Below are 19,991 nucleotides of genomic sequence, written 5' to 3' on the forward strand. Positions count from 1 at the left end.
GATGACCGACAGCTGGGTGGGCGGCGACATCGGCGGGCTCCGCACGATGGCCACGACGTACAAGAACGCCAAGGACAAGCTCGACGACGTCATCACCCCGCTCACCCGGGCGGTGGACGCCCTCGTCGACGACGCGGGCTGGAAGGGCGAGTCGGCCGAGTCCTTCCGCGCCACGTACACCGAGGACGCGGTGACGGCCGGTGCCTTCGCCGGACTGGTGCACTCGGCCGGAGAGATCCTGGACACCCTCGCCGACGCGCTGTCCGCGTGCGAGACGGCCCTCCAGAACGCCGAACACGTCGCCACGGGCAAGGGCGTGCCCATGGGGGACAAGGGCGTGCCGCTGTCCATGGTCACGGCGAACCCGCCCAGTGCCGCGGAACAGAAGGCGATCTCCGCGATGACCGAGTACGACACGGTCCGCACGGAGGTTCTGCACACCGCCCAGCAGGCCCGGCTGGTGGCCGCCGACCGACTCGCCGGACTGTACGAGGAGGTGACCGCCGCCGTGTCGCCCGGTGACAAGGTCACCGTCGCGGACTATCTGCGGGGCCTGTACGCGTTCGACGCCGAGGACACCCGGGTCGACGGCGCCAAGGCCCGCACGAAGATCGACGACGCGAGGTCCCAGGCGCAGGCCGCGAAGAAGGAACTCCGCGCGGAACGCAAGGCGTTCCAGAAGGCGGGCCGCGCCCTGCCGAAGGATCTTCCGGCCAAGGGTGCCTACGCCGACGCGGTCGCCAAGGTGCGGTCCCTGGAGGACGACATCGCCGCCGCGGACAACGGCAGTACGAAGCTCCCGTACGACCGTGTCCTCAACGTCAAGCTGGCCGACGCCGCGGACGCGCTGCGCGCGGGCGAGAGCCTGGAGAAACTGCCGGACTTCCTCAAGGAGATCCCGGTCCTGGACGTCGCCGCCGCCGGTGCCTGCGGGTTGCTGGAGGCATCCGACGACCACGACAAGGGCTGGTCCTGGCAGCACTCCGTCGCCGTGGACGGAGGTGCGAACGTGGCCGGGCTGGTGGTCGGCGCGGCGGCCACCGCCGCCGTGGTGGCCGCCCTGCCCGTCGAGGTCCCCGCGCTCGCCGTCGCCGCGGGCGGCGGCCTCGTGGTGATCGGAGCGACCGGCCTCATCGACCACTCCCTGCACGAGCACTGGAGCGAGGACATCCACGACCACGGTGTGGTCGGCGGAGTGCTGCACGGCACCGGCAACGTCCTGTCCGAGACGGGCCAGGACTTCGAACGACTGGGAAAGGACGTGTGGCATGGGGTCACAAGCCTCTTCTGACGCGGCCTCCCGGACGCCCGCCAGGATCCCGGCCCTGCCGGGGCTCGGCACGACCTGGTACGAGCGCGGGACGCGCTACTGGCTGCGGCGGGTGCGCACCGCCGTACTCCTGCTGCTCGTCATGGCCTTCCTCTGCTTTGCCGCGATCAGCCTCTACCGGGGCTTCCGGACGGTGCTGCCGCCGGGCGTGCGCACGGTGTGGGACTGGGCGCAGGTGATCGCCTCCTGCGGCGCGCCCGTCTGGGGCTGGGTCGTGCAGCGCCGGAGCCATCACCGGGACCTCCAGGACCCGCCCGCCCCCGACGAGTTCCGCAGCCGCAAGCGCGCCGAGGCCCGCCGTACGACGGGCCTGGCCCTCGTGGGCCGCTTCGCGGTGGTCCTCGCCGCCCCCGTCCTGCCGGCGCTCGCCGCGTGGGCCGTCGGCTGGTGTGCCGCCATGCTCACCGTCCGCGAGTACCCCAGCGAGGTCGGCGCCCGCCGCTGGCTCCAGGAGCACCCCTCCGGAACATGATCCCGCCCGACATCCCGAAGCTCCCCGGACTCGGCAGGACCTGGTACCGGCGCGGCGCGGGCTACTGGCTGCGCCGTGCCTCCGGCGCGCTCCTCTGGCTCGTGCTGACGGCCATGATGTGCGCCGTCGTCGTCGAGCTCTACCGGTCCTTCCGCGTCCACCTGCCCCCTGCCCCGCGCGTGGTGTGGGACTGGACGCAGGTGGCCGCGTCGTGCGGATTCGCGGCCCGGGGCTGGATGCGGCAGCGCCGCGCCATCCGCGAGAAGCTGCTGAACCCGCCGACCCCCGCCCAGGCCTGGACGGACAGGCGCTACGACTCCCGGCGCGGGCAGAACCTCGGCCGCGCCGCGCTCATCCCCGCACTGCTCGTGATCCCGGTCGTGCCGTCACTCTTCGCCTGGAGCCTCGGCACACTGGCCGCCGCCTTCACCGTCCGCGAATACCCCAGCGAGGTCGGCGCCCGCCGGGCTCTGGCGAACCGGGACCGGCTTGTGGGCGGTCAGAAACGCCTGCGGTGACGACTCGCCTAGCTCCGGGTTCGCCTCCCGTACGGTCCGCGACCGCAGCGTGAATCCCGCCGCCTCCAGCAGCCCGGCCATCGCCTCCGGCCGCCGCCGTTCGAAGTCCAGCCGGACCGGGTGGCCGAAGGGCCGGTCGAGGGTGAGGGGCCGGTCGCCGGCCTGGAAGGCGAGCAGCAGATGACCGCCGGGTGCCAGGACCCGGTGGAACTCCGCGAAGAGTGACGGGAGCCGGTCCACCGGGGTGTGGATGGACGAGTACCAGGAGACCACCCCCGCGAGCGCCCCGTCCGGGACGTCCAGCTCCAGCATCGAACCCTGCCGGAAGCACAGGCCCGGGTTCTCGCGCCGGGCGATGGCGAGCATCGCCCCGGACAGGTCGACCCCGAGGACGTCCAGCCCGAGCGAGGCGAGATACGCGGTCGTCCGCCCCGGCCCACAACCGAGGTCAGCGACCAGCCCACCCCTGCCAACACCGTCGCCTGCGCCTACCTCTCCACCTTCGCCTACGCCTACCTCTCCACCCACGCCTTCGCCTACTTCTACGCCTCCGCCCGCACCGACCAGCTCGGCGAAGCTGCCGCACCGACACTCTCCGCCCGACCGCCGGAGGCAAAGGCAGGAGCCCCGTTGCCTGACGGCACGGGGCTCCTTGGGTACTGCTATCTGTTCCGGATCAAAGCACCAGGCTCCGAGACCGAATAACTACGATCGTGTGACTCAGACGGGGGTGACGTTCTCCGCCTGCGGGCCCTTCGGACCCTGGGTCACGTCGAAGGAGACCTGCTGGTTCTCCTCCAGCGAACGGAAGCCGCTCGCGTTGATCGCGGAGTAGTGAACGAAGACGTCGGGGCCGCCGCCTTCTTGGGCGATGAAGCCAAAGCCCTTTTCGGCGTTGAACCACTTCACGGTTCCGGTAGCCATAAGCCCTCCTTGGGCCCAAAGGGTTGCCCTGCTCCAGAACCCTGCAAGTGTGAAAACAAGTCCCGCACTACTGCATACGTCTGAAAACGACTAGAGCCTGCGGTTACATGCTCCGCAGGCTCTGTACTGCAAGGGAAACCAAACTGCAACTTGCGGCGAGCCTAGCACGCGGGCAGCCGAAAGCAATAGAGGCCAAGATCACATCACCCGGACGTTTGAAGATCGCCAGAGGCTTGACTGTGGGGCCGAAGTATGGAGCGTACCTCATGAGGTCTAGCCTCACGTTGTGGACAATTCTCGCACCCGGCCGCGCGTCGGCCACATCCAGTTCCTGAACTGCCTGCCCCTGTACTGGGGGCTCGCGAGAACGGGCACGCTCCTCGACTTCGAGCTCACCAAGGACACCCCGGAGAAGCTCAGCGAGCAGTTGGTGCAGGGGGACCTCGACATCGGGCCCATCACGCTCGTCGAGTTCCTCCGCAACGCGGACGACCTGGTCGCCTTCCCCGACATCGCCGTCGGCTGCGACGGCCCGGTGATGTCCTGCGTGATCGTCTCGCAGGTCCCGCTGGACCAGCTCGACGGCCGCCGGGTCGCCCTCGGCTCCACCTCGCGCACCTCGGTGCGCCTGGCCCAGCTGCTGCTGGCCGAGCGCTACGGCGTCCGCCCCGACTACTACACCTGCCCGCCCGACCTGAGCCTGATGATGCAGGAGGCCGAGGCCGCCGTACTCATCGGAGACGCGGCGCTGCGCGCCAACCTGCTCGACGGGCCGCGCTTCGGGCTCGAAGTGCACGACCTCGGCACGCTCTGGAAGGAGTGGACCGGGCTGCCGTTCGTCTTCGCCGTCTGGGCCGCCCGCCGCGACTACCTGGAGCGCGAACCGGTCATCACCCGCAAGGTGCACGAGGCCTTCCTCGCCTCCCGCAACCTCTCCCTCGAAGAGGTCGGCAAGGTCGCCGAACAGGCCGCCCGCTGGGAGGACTTCGACGAGGAGGTCCTGGAGCGCTACTTCACCACCCTCGACTTCCGCTTCGGCGCGCCCCAGCTCGCCGCGGTCACCGAGTTCGCCCGCCGGGTGGGCGCGACGACCGGCTTCCCGGCCGACGTGACGGTGGATCTGCTCCAGCCGTAATCACGGCGGCGCACCGCGCACTACCCTGCTGGAAGTCGTACGGGGGAGGGGTGGACGGCATGCAACCGCTCGGCAGCGACGAACCCACGGTCGTGGGGCCCTACCGGCTGCTCGGACGGCTCGGCTCCGGCGGGATGGGCCGGGTCTATCTCGGGCGCAGCGCGGGCGGCCGTACGGTCGCGGTCAAGATCGTGCATCCGCACTTCGCGCTCGACGAGGAGTTCCGCGCCCGCTTCCGCCGCGAGGTCGACGCCGCGCGCCGGGTCGGCGGCGCCTGGACCGCGCCCGTCCTGGACGCCGATCCGGAGGCCGCGGTGCCGTGGGTCGCCACCGCCTACGCGGCCGGTCCGTCGCTCGCCGCCGCCGTCGCGGACGGCGGCCCCCTGCCCACGGCCACCGTACGGGCGCTGGGCGCGGGGCTCGCCGAGGCGCTGACCGCCGTCCACGAACTGGGGCTCGTGCACCGGGACGTGAAGCCGTCCAACGTCCTCCTCACGCTCGACGGCCCCCTCCTCATCGACTTCGGGATCGCCCGCGCCACGGACGGCACGGCCTCCCTCACCTCCACCGGTGTCTCCGTCGGCTCGCCCGGCTACATGGCCCCCGAGCAGATCCTCGGGAAGGGGGCGACCGGCGCGTCGGACGTCTTCTCCCTGGGGGCGGTGCTGGTGTACGCGGCCACGGGGGAGTCCCCATTCCCCGGCGACTCCTCGGCCGCGCTGCTCTACAAGGTCGTCCACGAGGAGCCCGAACTGGGCCGGACGGACGGCGAGTTGCGGGAGCTGGCGGTGGCCTGTCTCGCCAAGACCCCTGCCTCGCGGCCGACTCCGGGCGAGGTGTCCCGGCGGCTCGCCCCGGAGGGCGCCGCCCGGCTGGTCGCCGGTGGCTGGCTGCCGGGCGCGCTGGTCGAGCAGGTCAGCCGAAGTGCCGTACAGCTGCTGAATCTTGAAGCGGCGGGGGTGGCCGAGGGGCTGCCGTCCGGGCCGGTGGGGTTCAGCAGCCCCTCGGTGGGGGCGGGGGTCGGCGCGACCGGAGGTACAGGGGCGGGGGTGTTCGGGCCGGCGCCGGTGATGCCGGTCCCGCCCACGGTCACGCCCGGTCTCGTGCCCGAACCCCGTGACGCGCGCCCGCACGACACCCTTCCCCCGGCGCCCGACCGCGCCCCGGGGAAGGTCTCCGTCTCCCTCGCCGCCACGGCCGCTCCGGGGGCCGACGGCCGTGGGCGCAGGGTCAGTTGCACCCTCGCGCTCGCCGTCGCCGGGGCGCTCGCGGCGGTGACCGTGGGCTCCGTCTTCCTGTACCGGATGCTGCCGGGCGACAAGGGCACGGACACCTCCGCGGGCTCGGCCCCCAGCGCGACCTCGACCGGCGGGCCGGGCAGCACGTCCGGCGCCGAACCCAGCACGGAGCCCAGCACCGGAACCAGTACCGGAACCAGCGCCGAGCCGACCCGTGCGCCGAGTTCGCCGGGCGCCACCTCGGCGCAGTCCGTCCCCGCCGCCTACCTCGGCACCTGGGAGGGCGAGGGCACCGCGCTCGGCGGCACCCTCCCGGACGGCACCTTCCGGCTCACCGTCTCCAGGGCGAGCGTCGGGCAGCAGCTCGGTGTCCTGCGGCAGACCGACCAGCTCGGCGGCGTCTGCGACGACGTACTGACCCTGAAGCAGGTGACCAGTACCCGGCTCGTCGCGAGCGCGGCGGGCGCGAAGACCAACCGCGACGTGTGCAACCAGGCCGCCCACACGGTCACCCTCACCCCCACCGGCGACGACCTCACCTACGCGTCGGACAGCTCCGCCGAGGGCTCCCCGACCGCCCGCCTCTCCAAGGTCGGGTAGCCGCCGCGTGGACTACGACCATGTGCTCATCGCCCTCGCGGGAGTGTGGGGCGCCGGTGCGGGCGCGGTGGTCGCGCGGGCCGGGCGGCGCGGCGCCGGGACCGCGCTCCTCGTGGTCCTGGTGTGCGTGGCCCTCGCCGTCGCCACCGGGATCAGACCCGAACTGGCGGTCTGGCTGCTGCTCGCGCCGATCGCGCTCCTGCCCGCCGCCACCGACCTGGCGCTCCCGGCCACGGGCGTCGCCCTCGCCCTCCTCGGCATCGTGCGTCTCCTGCCCGAACACGCCGGACACTGGACGACCGCGCTGCTCGGGGCGCTCGCGCTCGGCGCCGGGTACTACGGGCTGTCCCGCCTCGACCCCGGCGGGGGCGGTCTGGGCCCGGGAGAGGTGAGACTCGCGGTCGGCGCGGGCGTGGCCCTCGGGTGGTACGGCTGGCCGACGCTGATGCTGGGCGCGTTCGCGGGGTTCGTGCTCAGGGGGTGCTACGGGTTCTATGCGCGCTACGGGTTCCATGGGCGCTACGGGGGTGTCCTCGGCCGGAGACGGCGGGCCGATGTCCGTTTCGGGCCGTTTCTGCTCGCGGGCGCCCTCCTCGGTCTGCTGGTCGGCGCGTACACGGCCTGAGGTCAGGGCGGGCACGGCCTGAGGTCGGGGTGGGAAATCCGCTGGCGTAGGCTGGCGAGGTCCGTCCACAACCCTTGACGAAAGGGACCTCCCGGTGACCGAGAAGGCCGAGCTTCAGTCCGTCCTCGACCGTGCCGCCGAGGGCGGGCGCATCACCCCCGAAGAGGCGCTCGACCTCTACCGCGACGCCCCGCTGCACGCGCTCGGCGCCGCCGCCGACGCCGTACGCAAGCGGCGGTACGCGGGTACGGAGCACATCGCGACGTACATCATCGAGCGGAACATCAACTACACGAACGTGTGCGTCACGGCGTGCAAGTTCTGCGCCTTCTACGCCGCTCCGAAGGACACCGCCAAGGGCTGGACGCGTGACCTCGACGACATCCTGCGCCGCTGCGCGGAGACCGTCGAACTGGGCGGCACGCAGATCATGTTCCAGGGCGGACACCACCCGGACTACGGCGTCGAGTACTACGAGAAGCACTTCGCCGCGATCAAGGCCGCGTACCCCCAGCTGGTCATCCACTCCCTCGGCGCGTCCGAGGTCGAGCACATGGCCCGCATCTCGAAGGTCTCCGTCGAGGAGGCGATCTCGCGCATCCACACGGCCGGTCTCGACTCCTTCGCCGGTGCCGGAGCGGAACTCCTCCCCGCGCGCCCCCGCAAGGCCATCGCGCCCCTCAAGGAGTCCGGCGAGCGCTGGCTGGAGATCATGGAGATCGCGCACGGGCTGGGCGTCGAGTCCACGTCCACCATGCTCATGGGCACCGGCGAGACCAACGCCGAGCGCATCGAGCACCTGCGGATGATCCGTGACGTGCAGGACCGGACGGGCGGCTTCCGGGCCTTCATCCCGTACACCTACCAGCCCGAGAACAACCACCTGAAGGGCCGCACGCAGGCCACGCTCTTCGAGTACCTGCGGATGATCGCCATCGCGCGCCTGTTCATGGACAACATCGCCCACATCCAGGGCAGTTGGCTCACCACCGGCAAGGAGGTCGGCCAACTCTCCCTGCACTACGGCGCGGACGACCTCGGCTCGATCATGCTGGAGGAGAACGTGGTCTCCTCGGCCGGTGCCAAGCACCGCTCCAACCGCCTGGAGATCATCGACCTGATCCGCAAGGCGGGCCGCGTCCCGGCCCAACGCACCACCACCTACGAGCACATCGTCGTCCACGACGACCCGGCGGACGACCCCGTCGACGAGCGGGTCATGTCGCACATCTCGTCCACGGCGATCGAAGGCGGCACGGCGCACCCCGAGTTGAAGCTCCTGTCGGCCAACTGACCCGGCCGTGCTGACCATTCACACGGCGGAACGGGGCGGGGCCGTCGCCGTCGAGGGCACCCGGATCGCGGGCGTCGGCACACTGGCGGAGATCCAGGAGCGCTTCCCGCGCGCGCGGGTGCGGAGTTGGCCGGGCACCCTGGGTCCCGCCCGCGTGCACGAGGGCCCGCTCCCGGACGCCCCGAGCCCGCGCGAGCGCGTCCACGCCGTCCTCAAGTCGGGCGCCACGGCCGTCCTGGAGCGGTACGTCGACTCGGCCGAACTCCGGTCGGCGGCGAAGCGCAACGACGTCCTGATCCTCACCCACCCGACCGCCACCGACCCCGGCCGGGCCGACCTCGCCGTGTTCGACGAGGCCGGCGAGTGCGTCGCGACGGTGTGCGCGGGCCGGCTGGTGCACAGACGCCGCTAGGCGCGGATTTCTCCCGTCATCCCGCGAACGCCTCCCCGAACGCCCCGGACGTCTGCTTCACCCCACTGCAATCGGTGGCCGCGTCGTCGTCCGACGTTCCGCTCTCGCACTGCTGATCCCGGAACGTCGACCACATCGACACCCACGCGATGCTCTTCTCCTCGGCGAATTTCCGCACCTGCGCCGCGTCCGAGAGCGAGAACGTCTCCCCGGAAACGTCGTTGACGCCGATCATCGAAGTGAGCGCCATTCCCTGCCAGGCCCCCGCGTCCGAGAGCCCGAAGACCTTCTTCAACTGGGTGTGCGCGGCCGTGGCGGACGTGATCGCGTAGTCACCCATGTCCTTGGTGTACGACTCGCCGTAGTTCATCGTCATGATGTTGACCGTGGAGACCTGGACCGCGTGGTCGTTCGCGGACTCCAGCAGCGCCAGGCTGTCGGAGTCGAGACCGGACGGCATCACGGGCAGGGTGAAGGAGACCTTGAGGCCGGTGCGTTCCTTCTGGAGCAGCGCTATCGCCTTGGAGCGCAGGGCGACCGAGGTCGAGTCGGTGAGCGCGTCGCCCTCGATGTCGAAGTCGGCCTGCGTCGAACCGGCCGCGTCCAGCGCCGCGCCGTAGGCCTTCGCGAGGGCGGTCGCGCTGGTACAGGTCTCGGCCAGTTCCTTGCCGGACGCCCCGCCGAAGGAGACCCGGACGCTCGCGCCGGACGTCTTGAGCGCCGCGATCCGGGACTTCACGGCCGCGTCGCCGATCGCGGTCGTACCGTTCCACTTCGGGGTGCAGCTGCTGCCGGAGGCGATGGCGAAGGCGAGGTTGTACGTCGTCGGGGAGCCCGCGCTGTCGGTGTCGGCGGCGGTGCTGACGCTGACGTACGGTGCGTAGGCGGTGCCCGACGCCGTGCCCGACGCGGCGGCCGAGGACGTCGAAGAGGCGCTTTCGGAGGGCGTGGTGTCGGCCTTCTCCGTGGCTCTGGGTGCCGCGTCCGACGAGCTGTCGGAGCTGGAGGAGCAGCCGGTGACCGTCAGGGCAAACAAGCAGGTGAGCCCGGCCGCCGGTTTCAGGAAACTCCTCATATGAGCATGCACCCTTTTCGTCTCGGGACGGTGATTTCTGTCTCAGAATGGAAACAGAGTCGGTTTCCGAAGCTTAAATGAAGCACATGGGGCTGTGTCTTACGAAGACAGATAAAACATAGGAAACCCACGGGTATCGTCGCTCGAATCGGTCAAGTCGGGCGACGAAGCGGAAGATTGAGGACACTACTGACACCGGTCGTTCATAAGGCATTTCCTGGGTTCTCTAAGTGAAGGCACAGGTTGCGGCGTTTCTCTTGGCGGGCTCACAAGAGAACCAGAGTTTCTGTCACATAAAGGCGACCTAATGTCTGGGGAATGCAATCCGAGTCCGCCATCGATAACCACAGCTCTGCGCGCGGTCGCCGTCGCAAAGCCGGCAACGGGTCCGCGGAAGGCCCCGTGTTCGTCGACAACTCCGGCCGCCGGTCAAAGGTGCTGCGCCGGATCGGCCTCCTCATGGGCGTCGTCTGCCTCGGGTACGCGTTCGTACTCGGCATGGCGTTCATGGGCTGGGGCACCTCGCTCAACCCCTCCTCGCTGCTGCCCTTCGGCGGCGGCCAGGCCGGTTCGGCTCCCGGCGGCGGCTACGGCCCCGACGGTGGCAGAGGCGGCGTAGCGCCCTCCGGTGTTCCGAGCGGCGCCCCGACCGACCTCCCCTCGGGCACCCCCACGGGTGCGGCCCCGTCCTCCTCAGCCACCGCACACTGACCGGAGCGCCACCGCAGCCATGACTACGACGACTCCCTCGCGCGGGCGCCGACGCGCCCCCACCCGGATGGAGCGCGCGGCCGGCAAGGCCGCCGCGCTGCAACGCCCCCGGGTGATCCTCGCCCTGCTGCTTCTCCTCGGCCTCACCTGCGTGATGCTGCTCGACGGCTACCTGCGCGCGGAAGTCGGCGGCGACCAGCGCGTCCGGGACGGCGCGAGCGCCAGCAAGGTCCCCGACAAGGTGCTCAACGGCGGCCCGATCCTGACCTTCCGGGACGGCAAGCCGGTCACCCAGAGCATCCCGAAGAAGACCATCGTCCTCACGTTCGACGACGGACCGAACCCCACCTACACGCCCACGGTCCTGAAGATCCTCCAGAAGTACGACGTGCCGGGCACGTTCTTCCTGGTGGGCTCGATGGTCTCGCGCTATCCGGACATCGTGAAGCAGATGGTCGCGCAGGGCAACGAGGTCGGCATCCACACCTTCACCCACGTCGACCTCTCCTACCAGAGCGACGCCCGCGTCAAGCGGGAAATGGAGCAGACCCAGCTCGCGCTCGCGGGCGCGGCCGGCATCACGACGACGCTGTTCCGCGCGCCGTACTCCTCGGAGACGGACGCCATCGACAACTACAGCTACCCCGTCTACAAGAAGCTCGGCGCCTCCGGCTACACCAGCGTCTTCGTCGACACCGACAGCGACGACTGGAAGCAGCCCGGTGTCGCGAAGATCATCAAGTGGGCGACGCCGTCCGGGACTTCGGGCTCCTCGGTGCTCTTCCACGACGCCGGCGGGGTGCGCTCGCAGACCATGAAGGCGCTGCCGAAGTACATCGAGAAGATGAAGGCGAAGGGCTACACGTTCACCACGGTGAGCGGCGCCATCGCCAAGAACGCCTCCGCCCAGCGGGCCGCCAACGGCACGGGCGCGGGCACCGGCGCGGGTGCCGCCGCCGGTTCGGGCACCGGCACCGTGGAGGCCGGGGCGCAGCCCTCCGCCGCGCCCTCCGCCGCGCCGTCCGTCAACGCCGACGGCAGCGCGCCCGGCAGCAGCACGTCCGGCGGAGGCACGTCCGGCGGCCAGACGGTCGGCTCGGCCGTCGGCGGCACGGGCGGCACCCGCAGCGGCACCCGCGGGATCTCGGTCCAGCAGGGCGCCCACCGCGAGGCCACCGGCATGACCCTCTACGAGGGCAAGGCGCTCATCTACGCCGTCACGGTCGCCGAATGGGTGGTGCCGGGACTCGCGGCCGGCCTCACGGTCGTCGGCGTGGCCGTCATGGGCCGGTTCGGGATGATGCTGGTCCTCGCCCGGCGCCACTACAGACAGCGCAACAAACGCCGGTTCAGCTGGGGTCCGACCGTCACCCGCCCGGTGACGGTGATCGTCCCGGCGTACAACGAGAAGGAGTGCATCGCCAACACCCTTGAGTCGCTGGCGAAGAGCACCCACCCGATCGAGATCATCGTCGTCGACGACGGCTCCTCGGACGGCACCTCCGAGATCGCCCGCGAGGCGGCCCGCTCCTTCGGCATGACGAACGTCCGGGTCATCCGCCAGGAGAACGCGGGCAAGCCCGCCGCCCTCAACAACGGCGTCCGCAGCGCCAGTTACGACATCGTCGTGATGATGGACGGCGACACCGTCTTCGAACCCGACACCGTACGGCAGCTCGTGCAGCCCTTCGCCGACCCCGAGGTCGGCGCGGTCGCGGGCAACGCCAAGGTCGGCAACCGCAACACGGTCATCGGCGCCTGGCAGCACATCGAGTACGTGATGGGCTTCAACCTCGACCGCCGCATGTACGACCTGCTGCGCTGCATGCCCACCATCCCGGGCGCGATCGGCGCGTTCCGCCGTGACGCGGTGCTCCAGGTCGGCGGCATGAGCGAGGACACCCTCGCCGAGGACACGGACATCACCATCGCCATGCACCGCCAGGGCTGGCGGGTCGTCTACCAGGAGCACGCCAGGGCCTGGACCGAGGCCCCGGCCTCCCTCAAGCAGCTCTGGTCGCAGCGCTACCGCTGGTCCTACGGCACCATGCAGGCCCTGTGGAAGCACCGCAAGTCCCTCACGGACAAGGGTCCTTCGGGCCGCTTCGGCCGGGTCGGCATGCCCCTGGTGGTGATCTTCCAGATCATCACGCCGGTCTTCGCCCCGCTGATCGACGTCTTCACCGTCTACTCGATGATCTTCGTCGACTTCTGGGCGTCCCTCGCGATGTGGTTCGCGGTCCTCGCCATCCAACTCCTGTGCGCGGCCTACGCGTTCAGGCTGGACCGGGAGAAGTACCGCTACCTGCTGATGATGCCGCTCCAGCAACTGGCCTACCGCCAGATGATGTACCTGGTCCTCATCCACTCCAGCATCACCGCCCTGACCGGCGGCCGGCTGCGCTGGCAGAAACTCAAGCGCACCGGCGAGGTCGGCACACCGGCGGGGGCGAGCTCATGACCTGGGAACAGCAGCAGCATGGGTACGGCGGCTACGGACAGCCCCAGCAACCTCAGTACCCCCAGCAACCGCAGTACCCCCAACAGCCCTACGGCTACGACGGATACGGCCAGCCGCAGCAGCCGTACCCGTATCCACAACAGCAGCAACAGCCTCCGCAGTACGTCGACTACGGGCAGCCGGTGTACGCCACGGCGCCGCTTCCCGTCGTAGAACCGGAGTCGGAACCAGAGTCGGAACCGGCGGTCGAGCCGCAGTCCGGGCCGGAGGCCGAGGCGGTTGCCGAGGAGGTCGTCGAGGCGGCTGTGGAGGAGCCGGCGCCCGCGCCCAAACCGGCCGGTCGGGACCGGTACTTCGACACCCTGCGGGCCGTCGCGCTGATCCGGGTCGTGACGTACCACACCTTCGGGTGGGCCTGGTGCGGGATGGTGTTCCCCTCGATGGGGATCATGTTCGGGCTGGCCGGGACGCTGATGGCGAAGTCGCTGGAGCGGCCCGCCTTCAAGGTGGTCAAGAGCCGGATGCGGAGGCTGCTGCCGCCGTTCTGGTTCTGGGGCTTCTTCGTGGTCCTGGCGATGCTCATCCACGACTGGATGCCGGGCTGGCAGATCGTCTTCTGGGTGGTGCCGGTCGGGGATCCGCCGGGCAACTCCTGGGGGCTCCAGGCCTGGGAGATCCTCTGGTACCTGCGGACGTATCTGTGGTTCGTGCTGCTCTCCCCTGCGCTGCTGTGGATCTTCCGCAAGGCGCCGATCCCGGTGCTGCTGCTGACGCTGGTGCCGATCGTCGTCCTGAAGTACGTGTGGTCGGGGCCGGACAACCGCTTCGGCAACGCCCTGTGGGACCTGTCGACGTACCTCTTCTGCTGGATCCTCGGCTTCGCCCACCGCGACGGGGTGCTCCAGAGGCTGAAGCCCTTCCTGGTGGTGACGCTGTCGGTCGCCGCGATCGTGTTCGGCGGCTGGTACGCCTTCACGCACCAGGCCGAGGCCGGGACCTACGACCTGGACGAGAACCCGCTCGCCCAGACCTACTGGTCCGCCGGTTACGTCATGCTGCTGATGTGGGCCAAGGCCTACTTCAACATCGACTTCGCCTGGCTGACCCGCTTCAAGCGCCTCGACCGGGTCGTCACGATCTTCAACTCCCGGGCCGTGACGATCTATCTCTGGCACGAGATCGCGCTGGTGCTCGCGGTGCCGCTGACCGACCAGTTCTGGAAGGTGCCCGCCTTCGAGAAGTGGCTGCCGCTGGAGAGCCAGTGGTTCATGTTCGGCATCGGCTGGATCCTCATCGCCGTCTTCATCCTGCTCTGCGGCTGGGTGGAGGACGTGGCGGCGAAGAAGAAACCTCAGCTGCTGCCGGGGTGAGTCTCCACTTCGGCGCGGGTGCTCGGACAGGCCCTATGGGCCGGGTGCCTTCGGGGTGCCCGGCCCTTACTGCCACAATGGGCCCGTGACCCGCGCATCCCTGGACAAGCAGCCGCACGAAGTCGCCTCGATGTTCGACGACGTGGCGGAACGGTACGACCTCACCAACGACGTGCTCTCGCTCGGCCAGGACCGCCGCTGGCGCAAGGAGGTCACGAAGGCGGTCGACGCCCGCCCCGCGCAGAAGATCCTGGACCTGGCCGCCGGTACGGCCACCTCCTCGCTGCCCTTCGCCCAGAGCGGCGCCTATGTCGTCCCCTGCGACTTCTCGCTCGGCATGCTCCAGGTGGGCAAGAAGCGCCACCCCTGGCTGCCGCTCACGGCCGGCGATGCCACGAGGCTGCCGTTCAAGGACGACACGTTCGACGCCGTGACGATCTCCTTCGGGCTGCGCAACGTGCAGGACACGGACACCGCGCTGCGCGAGCTGTACCGGGTGACCAAGCCCGGCGGCCGGGTCGTCATCTGCGAGTTCTCGCACCCGACCTGGGCGCCCTTCCGCACGGTCTACACCGAGTACCTGATGCGCGCGCTGCCGCCGGTGGCCCGCGCGGTCTCCTCGAACCCGGACGCCTACGTCTATCTCGCCGAGTCCATCCGCGCCTGGCCCGACCAGCGCGCGCTGGCCGGGCGACTGCGCGAGGCCGGCTGGTCGAAGGTCGCCCATCGCGACCTCAGCGGCGGGATCGTGGCCCTGCACCGCGGTTTCAAGGGTTCCGTCGACCCGGTCAGCTGATCACCGTCGCGAAGAACGTGTCGCCCGGCGGCTCGTCCAGCTCGCGCTGCATCCCGCCGCTCGGCGGCCTCGGAATCCGCGGCTCGCGCATACCGCCCCCGCCGTCCCCCTCACCGAAGTCGAACCACACGTAGACCATGGAGTCCCGCGGCACCTCGGCATCGGGCTGCGGGTACTGCCGTACGACGTAGTCGACGACGGCGAGATGGAAGTCGGGCCGGTCCGGCGCGTTGATGAACAGGCCGCGGGCCTGGGCCGTCTCGCGCGCGTCCACGGCCATCAGGCCGACGAGCCGCGGCACGCGCACTTCAGGTGTTTTGGGCGTTAAGCGCACAGATGTCACCCCCAGCGGTACCGGAAGGGTAACCCCGGTCCGGTCCCGACCGGAAGCGCCAAGTGTCGTTCTGTAGCTGTTAGTTACTCTCAGTTACAGTACGAGCCGGTAGCAGTGCCCCTCCTCCGCGCGTGAGGGCGTGGTGAACACCTCGTCGAGGCTCATCCCCAGCCGCCGGGTCACCGCGATCGACCGGGCGTTGCGGGCCAGCACCATCGCCACCACGCTCGGCACGCCCGCCGCGCGCACCCGCTCCAGGGTCATCTCCGCCGCCGCCGTGGCATACCCCTGGCCCCAGAACTCCCGCCCCAGCCGCCAGCCGATCTCGATCTCGCCCTTCGGGCCCCAGTCCTGCGGCCACGGCTGGGCGCCGGTGAAGCCGATCACCCGGTCGGTGTCGTCGAGCATCGTCCACAGGCAGAAACCGCGTTCCGCGTCGTGCCGGCGCTGGCGGGCGGTGAGCTCCTCGTAGACGGACAGTTCCGCGGGCCTGCCGCCGTGGAACTCCATGACGTCCGGGTGGTCGAAGACCCGGTGCCAGGCGACGGCGTCCTCGTCGGTGGGGACACGCAGCCGTACTGCGGGGAGAGCTCGGTTCACGGGGCAGCCCTTCAGCCGGGTGATCAGTGGCGCTGAATAGACTGCCCATGTCCAGTGCCCGTCGGCACGCAGATTCCGAACTTGGGGAGATCCCGCCGTGACCGAGCCCCTCTCCGAAAACACCGCCGATGTGATCGTCGTCGGCGCGGGGCCAGCCGGCTCCGCCACCGCCTACCACCTCGCCAAGTCCGGGCTCGACGTCCTCCTGCTGGAGAAGACCGAGTTCCCGCGCGAGAAGGTCTGCGGCGACGGCCTCACCCCGCGCGCCACCAAACAGCTCGTGGCCATGGGCATCGACATCTCCGAGGAGGCCGGCTGGCTGCGCAACAAGGGCCTGCGCATCATCGGCGGAGGGGTACGCCTCCAGCTGGACTGGCCGGAACTCGCCTCCTTCCCGGACTACGGCCTCGTCCGTAAGCGCGACGACTTCGACGAACAACTCGCCCGCAACGCCCAGAAGGCGGGCGCCCGCCTCTACGAGCGCTGCAACGTCGGCGCCCCGATCATCGACGAGCGCACCGGCCACATCACCGGTGTGCACGCCAAGTTGGGCGAGGAGAAGCGCGAAGTCACCTTCCACGCGCCCCTGGTGGTCGCCGCCGACGGCAACTCCACCCGCCTCTCCCTCGCGATGGGCCTGCACCGCCGCGAGGACCGCCCCATGGGCGTGGCGGTGCGGACCTACTTCGAGAGCCCCCGCCACAAGGACGACTACCTGGAGTCCTGGCTGGAACTGTGGGACCGCCGCGGCGCCCAGGACCGCCTGCTGCCCGGCTACGGCTGGATCTTCGGCATGGGCGACGGCACCTCGAACGTCGGCCTCGGTGTCCTCAACACCTCCGACTCCTTCAAGGAGTTGGACTGGCGCGAGGTGCTGAAGGCGTGGTGCGCGTCCATGCCCGAGGACTGGGGCTACACCCCCGAAAACATGACCGGCCCGATCCGCGGCGCCGCCCTCCCCATGGCCTTCAACCGCCAGCCCCACTACACGAAGGGGTTGTTGTTGGTCGGTGACGCCGGCGGCCTGGTGAACCCCTTCAACGGCGAGGGCATCGCCTACGCCATGGAGTCCGGCCAGATCGCTGCCGACGTCATCGTCCAGGCCCACGCCCGCCCCACCCCCGCGAGCCGCGAACTGGCCCTGCGCCGCTACCCGCAGGTCCTCAAGGACACCTACGGCGGCTACTACACGCTGGGCCGCGCCTTCGTGAAGCTCATCGGCAACCCGAAGGTCATGAAGATCGCGGCCCAGCGCGGCCTGACGCACCCCCTGCTGATGAAGTTCACCCTGAAGATGCTGGCCAACCTCACCGACCCCACGGGCGGCGACGCGATGGACCGGATCATCAACGGGCTGAGCAAGGTGGCGCCGAAGGCGTGATCAGCCGCTGAGCGCCGCCGCCTTGGCGGCCCGGCGGGCGAACACCTCGTCCCGCCGGTCCGCTACCTGCCGCAGCGCCTCCTTGCGGTCCCGCTTGGAGAGCCGGTCCAGGTAGACCCGGCCGTTGACGTGGTCGGTCTCGTGGGCGAGGCAGCGCGCGAAGTACCCCGTGCCCTCGATCACGAGCGCGTTGCCCTCTTTGTCGAGCCCGCGCACCACGGCCCGGTCGGGGCGCGGTACGTCCATCACCGCGCCCGGCACCGAGAGGCACCCCTCGCCCTCGTCGAGCAGCCGGCGCCCGGCCGGTTCGAGCGGGTCGAGGACCGGGTTGACGATGTGCCCGACATGTCGGACACCGTCGTCGTCGGGGCAGTCGTACACGAACAGGCGCAGATCCACGCCCACTTGATTGGCCGCGAGGCCGGCTCCGTCGGCGACGTACATGGTGAGGAACATGTCGTCGATGAGCGCGGCGAGGTCGGGTCCGAACTCGGTGACGTCCCGGCTCGGCCGGTGCAGGACCTCCTCGCCGACCTCGGTGACGCGGCGCACCCGGCCGCGCCCGGCCTCGGGCGCGGGGCGGGGGTGGGAGCCGACGGGACGTCCCTGGACGAAGACACGTGGCATGAGTTGCTCTCCTCGGGTTTGGTGTCCGGCTGAGTGGTCAGCCGAACCTGAGAACCTTGAGAGAAGAGCCTTTCAGCAGAGCGGTGAACTCCGGTAGGGGCAGGCCGAGTAGCGGGTACGCCGAGGGGACCGCTGCCCCCGAGGCAACGGTCCCAAGCTCACGGCGTCGTACGCGGGCTCAGAGCACCCGCACCGCGCCGGTCGGCGGGTCGTAGGACAGCGGTCGCTCCACGATGCCCGTGGAGGGGTTCTGCGCGCCGACGAACATGCCGTCGCCGACGTACACCGCCACGTGGTACGCGCTGCCCGCGCTGCCCCAGTACAGGATGTCGCCGACCTGAAGGTTGCTCAGGGACACCTGAGTTCCGGCGGTCGACTGGTCCTGGGAGACGCGCGGCAGGCTGATGCCGACCTGGTTGAAGGCGGCACGGACGAGGCCCGAGCAGTCGTAGGCGCTGGGGCCGGTGGCGCCCAGGACGTAGGACTTGCCGATCTGTGCCTTGACGAAGGCGACGACGGCCGCGGCCGAACCGGTGGCCGTGGACGAGCTCGTGGACGTGCTGGTGCCCGTGGAAGCGGACAGGGTGGTCCGCTCGGTGCTGCGGGACGTGGCGCGCTCCGCAGCGGCCTTACGGGCGTCCTCCTGGGCCTTCTTCTTCGCCTCCGCCTTCTTCTTGGCGTCCGCGAGGTCCGCCTTGGCCTGCTTCGCGGCGTTTGCGGCAGCCGCGTCGCGCTCGGCGCGCAGCTGGTAGTTCGCCGCGGCCTGCTGGGTGGCTTCGGCGGACTGCGCGACCTGGGTCGACAGATCGGCCGTCAGGGTGGGCAGTTGCAGGGTCTGCGTCGTCTCGGCCGCGTTGGCCGAGGCCGCGCCCGCCGCCGCCATGCTGAGAACGCCACCGGCAACTCCGGCACGCACGGCGATGTTCGTCGTCGCGCTGCGGCGGGGTTTCCGGTGGCTGCGTATGTGAGCGGTGTGGGACATGAGACCAACCGGTATCAGGGGCTCCTCCATACCTTCAAGAAACGTGTGCTGCGCCACAATTGTTCAACGGGCACCGCGAACTTCGGGTCCGCCGTTCCTTATTGACGCCGTAACGGACATTGCGGACCTGCCCGATCAGGCCGGTGATCACGGTCTTTCGTCGTTACGCCCGAATTGCCCGCCGCCTACCACTGGTTGGGACAGGTGGCCAAGCCCGGTTCTCATCGGCCTCTCATGGGTGTGGTGCAGGTCACGGAACGGTTACCGGAATGCTCGCGTCTCGCGTGGGTACCCCGGGCGGTCGACTTCGTGAACGCGTGCACGCGTCCACACCGTGCCGACCGACTCCTTCCGACGTGTGAACGGGCTCCCACTATCAAGCGGTCGCGTCCAACTCCAATTTGCATGCAAGAGAAGTCTCTTGATATTGAGACGCCGCTTTCCGCCTGCGGTGACGAGCGCAAATGTGACGTCTGGTGATCGCTCGGGCGCTTCGCGTGCGAAGATCGCCGCCCGCCCGACGCGGTGATCCTTCGCCGGGTGGTGGAGATCACAAAGCTTGTGCAATACCCCGTGTCGCAGATCACAGAGCGACGGGCATAAGATGCGGAGCGGTTGGGCTTGTGACCTGCTTCACATGTTCGCGATCTTCGCCGGGACGGGCGGGAGTTGCCGAGGGTGTGAGGTGGGTGTGAGTCCGACGCCATCGCCAGCAGTCAGTGCCGACTGAGAGGAGCGAGGAGCGGTGAACGCGTATGCGCCCATCCTCGTACTGGGAGCCCTCGGGGCAGGCTTTGCGATCTTCTCCGTGGTCATGGCCACGCTGATCGGTCCGAAGCGTTACAACCGGGCCAAGCTCGAAGCGTACGAGTGCGGCATCGAGCCGACCCCCACGCCGGCCGGCGGCGGGCGCTTCCCCATCAAGTACTACCTGACGGCGATGCTCTTCATCGTCTTCGACATCGAGATCGTCTTCCTCTACCCCTGGGCCGTCACCTTCGACGCCCTGGGTGTTTTCGGGCTCGTGGAGATGCTGCTCTTCGTGCTCACCGTCTTCGTCGCGTACGCGTACGTATGGCGGCGCGGCGGCCTGGAATGGGACTGAG

General features: G+C 69.9%; 20 protein-coding genes and 1 pseudogene. 14 read left to right on the top strand and 7 right to left on the bottom strand.

The features are described from left to right. The first annotated feature begins 1 nt into the window (after position 1). The 3 genes from ACIQPR_RS35115 to ACIQPR_RS35125 are packed head-to-tail and all read left to right on the top strand — an operon-like array spanning position 2 to position 2,320. A complete protein-coding gene (locus tag ACIQPR_RS35115; protein WP_403656773.1) occupies positions 2-1,291 on the top strand; it encodes a WXG100 family type VII secretion target in 1,290 nt (429 codons plus the stop codon). Continuing rightward, positions 1,269-1,802 carry a hypothetical protein gene (locus tag ACIQPR_RS35120; RefSeq protein ID WP_403656776.1) on the top strand — a complete coding sequence of 178 codons (534 nt, stop codon included), beginning with the start codon at positions 1,269-1,271 and terminating at the stop codon, positions 1,800-1,802. Before ACIQPR_RS35115 ends, ACIQPR_RS35120 begins: the two co-directional genes overlap by 23 nt. Next, on the top strand, positions 1,799-2,320 hold the full coding sequence (locus ACIQPR_RS35125) for a hypothetical protein (RefSeq protein WP_403656779.1): 522 nt from the start codon (positions 1,799-1,801) through the stop codon (positions 2,318-2,320). Before ACIQPR_RS35120 ends, ACIQPR_RS35125 begins: the two co-directional genes overlap by 4 nt. Here the strand turns inward: ACIQPR_RS35125 and ACIQPR_RS35130 are convergent. Together ACIQPR_RS35130 and ACIQPR_RS35135 are read right to left on the bottom strand one after the other, a co-directional pair. Continuing rightward, positions 2,288-2,794 (bottom strand): annotated as a pseudogene (locus ACIQPR_RS35130) (class I SAM-dependent methyltransferase); the annotation flags it as partial. The gene ACIQPR_RS35125 and the pseudogene ACIQPR_RS35130 sit on opposite strands and share 33 nt — an antisense overlap. Before the next feature lie 246 nt (positions 2,795-3,040). Further along, the gene (locus ACIQPR_RS35135) at positions 3,041-3,244 is read right to left on the bottom strand and encodes a cold-shock protein (RefSeq protein WP_003992177.1); all 204 of its coding nucleotides are present in this window, start codon (positions 3,242-3,244) and stop codon (positions 3,041-3,043) included. 286 nt (positions 3,245-3,530) lie between these two features. On the opposite strand from ACIQPR_RS35135, the gene ACIQPR_RS35140 reads away from it, so the two are divergent. The 5 genes from ACIQPR_RS35140 (at position 3,531) to ACIQPR_RS35160 (ending at position 8,548) form a co-directional block, all read left to right on the top strand. Continuing rightward, a complete protein-coding gene (locus ACIQPR_RS35140) occupies positions 3,531-4,379 on the top strand; it encodes a menaquinone biosynthetic enzyme MqnA/MqnD family protein (protein ID WP_403656781.1) in 849 nt (282 codons plus the stop codon). Positions 4,380-4,438: 59 nt separating this feature from the next. Beyond that, positions 4,439-6,217, top strand: coding sequence for a serine/threonine-protein kinase (locus ACIQPR_RS35145; RefSeq protein ID WP_403657326.1), 1,779 nt, complete (start codon positions 4,439-4,441; stop codon positions 6,215-6,217). 7 nt (positions 6,218-6,224) lie between these two features. Further along, on the top strand, positions 6,225-6,842 hold the full coding sequence (locus tag ACIQPR_RS35150; protein ID WP_403656784.1) for a hypothetical protein: 618 nt from the start codon (positions 6,225-6,227) through the stop codon (positions 6,840-6,842). 94 nt (positions 6,843-6,936) lie between these two features. Continuing rightward, positions 6,937-8,136 carry a cyclic dehypoxanthinyl futalosine synthase gene (mqnC, locus tag ACIQPR_RS35155; protein WP_403656787.1) on the top strand — a complete coding sequence of 400 codons (1,200 nt, stop codon included), beginning with the start codon at positions 6,937-6,939 and terminating at the stop codon, positions 8,134-8,136. Positions 8,137-8,143: 7 nt separating this feature from the next. Beyond that, a complete protein-coding gene (locus ACIQPR_RS35160; RefSeq protein WP_403656790.1) occupies positions 8,144-8,548 on the top strand; it encodes an imidazolonepropionase-like domain-containing protein in 405 nt (134 codons plus the stop codon). Positions 8,549-8,564: 16 nt separating this feature from the next. Here the strand turns inward: ACIQPR_RS35160 and ACIQPR_RS35165 are convergent, their stop codons facing one another. Next, on the bottom strand, positions 8,565-9,623 hold the full coding sequence (locus ACIQPR_RS35165) for a chitinase (protein WP_403656793.1): 1,059 nt from the start codon (positions 9,621-9,623) through the stop codon (positions 8,565-8,567). 402 nt (positions 9,624-10,025) lie between these two features. On the opposite strand from ACIQPR_RS35165, the gene ACIQPR_RS35170 reads away from it, so the two are divergent. The 4 genes from ACIQPR_RS35170 to ACIQPR_RS35185 all read left to right on the top strand — a co-directional run bounded on the left by ACIQPR_RS35170 (position 10,026) and on the right by ACIQPR_RS35185 (position 14,961). Further along, entirely contained in the window at positions 10,026-10,334 is a 309-nt protein-coding gene (locus ACIQPR_RS35170; RefSeq protein ID WP_403656796.1) for a hypothetical protein, read from the top strand. A gap of 19 nt (positions 10,335-10,353) precedes the next feature. Beyond that, positions 10,354-12,795, top strand: coding sequence for a bifunctional polysaccharide deacetylase/glycosyltransferase family 2 protein (locus ACIQPR_RS35175; RefSeq protein ID WP_403656799.1), 2,442 nt, complete (start codon positions 10,354-10,356; stop codon positions 12,793-12,795). After that, positions 12,792-14,165: an acyltransferase gene (locus tag ACIQPR_RS35180; RefSeq protein ID WP_403656802.1), complete on the top strand. Its 1,374-nt coding sequence runs from the start codon at positions 12,792-12,794 to the stop codon at positions 14,163-14,165. The genes ACIQPR_RS35175 and ACIQPR_RS35180 overlap by 4 nt, the downstream gene beginning before the upstream one ends. An 85-nt stretch (positions 14,166-14,250) precedes the next feature. Continuing rightward, entirely contained in the window at positions 14,251-14,961 is a 711-nt protein-coding gene (locus tag ACIQPR_RS35185; protein ID WP_403656804.1) for a demethylmenaquinone methyltransferase, read from the top strand. Here ACIQPR_RS35185 and ACIQPR_RS35190 read toward each other — a convergent pair. Next, the gene (locus ACIQPR_RS35190) at positions 14,954-15,268 is read right to left on the bottom strand and encodes a PASTA domain-containing protein (RefSeq protein WP_200711435.1); all 315 of its coding nucleotides are present in this window, start codon (positions 15,266-15,268) and stop codon (positions 14,954-14,956) included. The genes ACIQPR_RS35185 and ACIQPR_RS35190 overlap by 8 nt on opposite strands. A gap of 120 nt (positions 15,269-15,388) precedes the next feature. Beyond that, entirely contained in the window at positions 15,389-15,895 is a 507-nt protein-coding gene (locus tag ACIQPR_RS35195; RefSeq protein ID WP_403656807.1) for a GNAT family N-acetyltransferase, read from the bottom strand. Positions 15,896-15,992: 97 nt separating this feature from the next. Here ACIQPR_RS35195 and ACIQPR_RS35200 point away from each other — a divergent pair, with 97 nt between their 5' ends. Further along, complete coding sequence (locus ACIQPR_RS35200; RefSeq protein WP_403656810.1) at positions 15,993-17,276, top strand: geranylgeranyl reductase family protein; 1,284 nt, start codon at positions 15,993-15,995, stop codon at positions 17,274-17,276. Here the strand turns inward: ACIQPR_RS35200 and def are convergent, their stop codons facing one another. Beyond that, positions 17,277-17,903, bottom strand: coding sequence for a peptide deformylase (gene def / locus ACIQPR_RS35205; protein WP_403656813.1), 627 nt, complete (start codon positions 17,901-17,903; stop codon positions 17,277-17,279). Positions 17,904-18,081: 178 nt separating this feature from the next. Beyond that, on the bottom strand, positions 18,082-18,885 hold the full coding sequence (locus tag ACIQPR_RS35210) for a C40 family peptidase (protein WP_403656816.1): 804 nt from the start codon (positions 18,883-18,885) through the stop codon (positions 18,082-18,084). 745 nt (positions 18,886-19,630) lie between these two features. Here ACIQPR_RS35210 and ACIQPR_RS35215 point away from each other — a divergent pair. Then, positions 19,631-19,990 carry an NADH-quinone oxidoreductase subunit A gene (locus ACIQPR_RS35215; RefSeq protein WP_007383963.1) on the top strand — a complete coding sequence of 120 codons (360 nt, stop codon included), beginning with the start codon at positions 19,631-19,633 and terminating at the stop codon, positions 19,988-19,990. The last annotated feature ends 1 nt before the right edge of the window (position 19,991 follow it).

The sequence above is a fragment of the Streptomyces sp. NPDC091280 genome, from assembly GCF_044768565.1.
In the GTDB taxonomy this organism is placed as follows: domain Bacteria; phylum Actinomycetota; class Actinomycetes; order Streptomycetales; family Streptomycetaceae; genus Streptomyces.

Excerpts from the sequence above, each read along its gene's own strand:
- ACIQPR_RS35115 (WP_403656773.1), top strand. The coding sequence starts at position 2 with ATGACCGACAGCTGGGTGGGCGGCGACATCGGCGGGCTCCGCACGATG.
- ACIQPR_RS35120 (WP_403656776.1), top strand. The coding sequence starts at position 1,269 with ATGGGGTCACAAGCCTCTTCTGACGCGGCCTCCCGGACGCCCGCCAGG.
- ACIQPR_RS35125 (WP_403656779.1), top strand. The coding sequence starts at position 1,799 with ATGATCCCGCCCGACATCCCGAAGCTCCCCGGACTCGGCAGGACCTGG.
- ACIQPR_RS35135 (WP_003992177.1), bottom strand. The coding sequence starts at position 3,244 with ATGGCTACCGGAACCGTGAAGTGGTTCAACGCCGAAAAGGGCTTTGGC.
- ACIQPR_RS35145 (WP_403657326.1), top strand. The coding sequence starts at position 4,439 with ATGCAACCGCTCGGCAGCGACGAACCCACGGTCGTGGGGCCCTACCGG.
- ACIQPR_RS35165 (WP_403656793.1), bottom strand. The coding sequence starts at position 9,623 with ATGAGGAGTTTCCTGAAACCGGCGGCCGGGCTCACCTGCTTGTTTGCC.
- ACIQPR_RS35175 (WP_403656799.1), top strand. The coding sequence starts at position 10,354 with ATGACTACGACGACTCCCTCGCGCGGGCGCCGACGCGCCCCCACCCGG.
- ACIQPR_RS35180 (WP_403656802.1), top strand. The coding sequence starts at position 12,792 with ATGACCTGGGAACAGCAGCAGCATGGGTACGGCGGCTACGGACAGCCC.
- def (WP_403656813.1), bottom strand. The coding sequence starts at position 17,903 with ATGCCACGTGTCTTCGTCCAGGGACGTCCCGTCGGCTCCCACCCCCGC.
- ACIQPR_RS35210 (WP_403656816.1), bottom strand. The coding sequence starts at position 18,885 with ATGTCCCACACCGCTCACATACGCAGCCACCGGAAACCCCGCCGCAGC.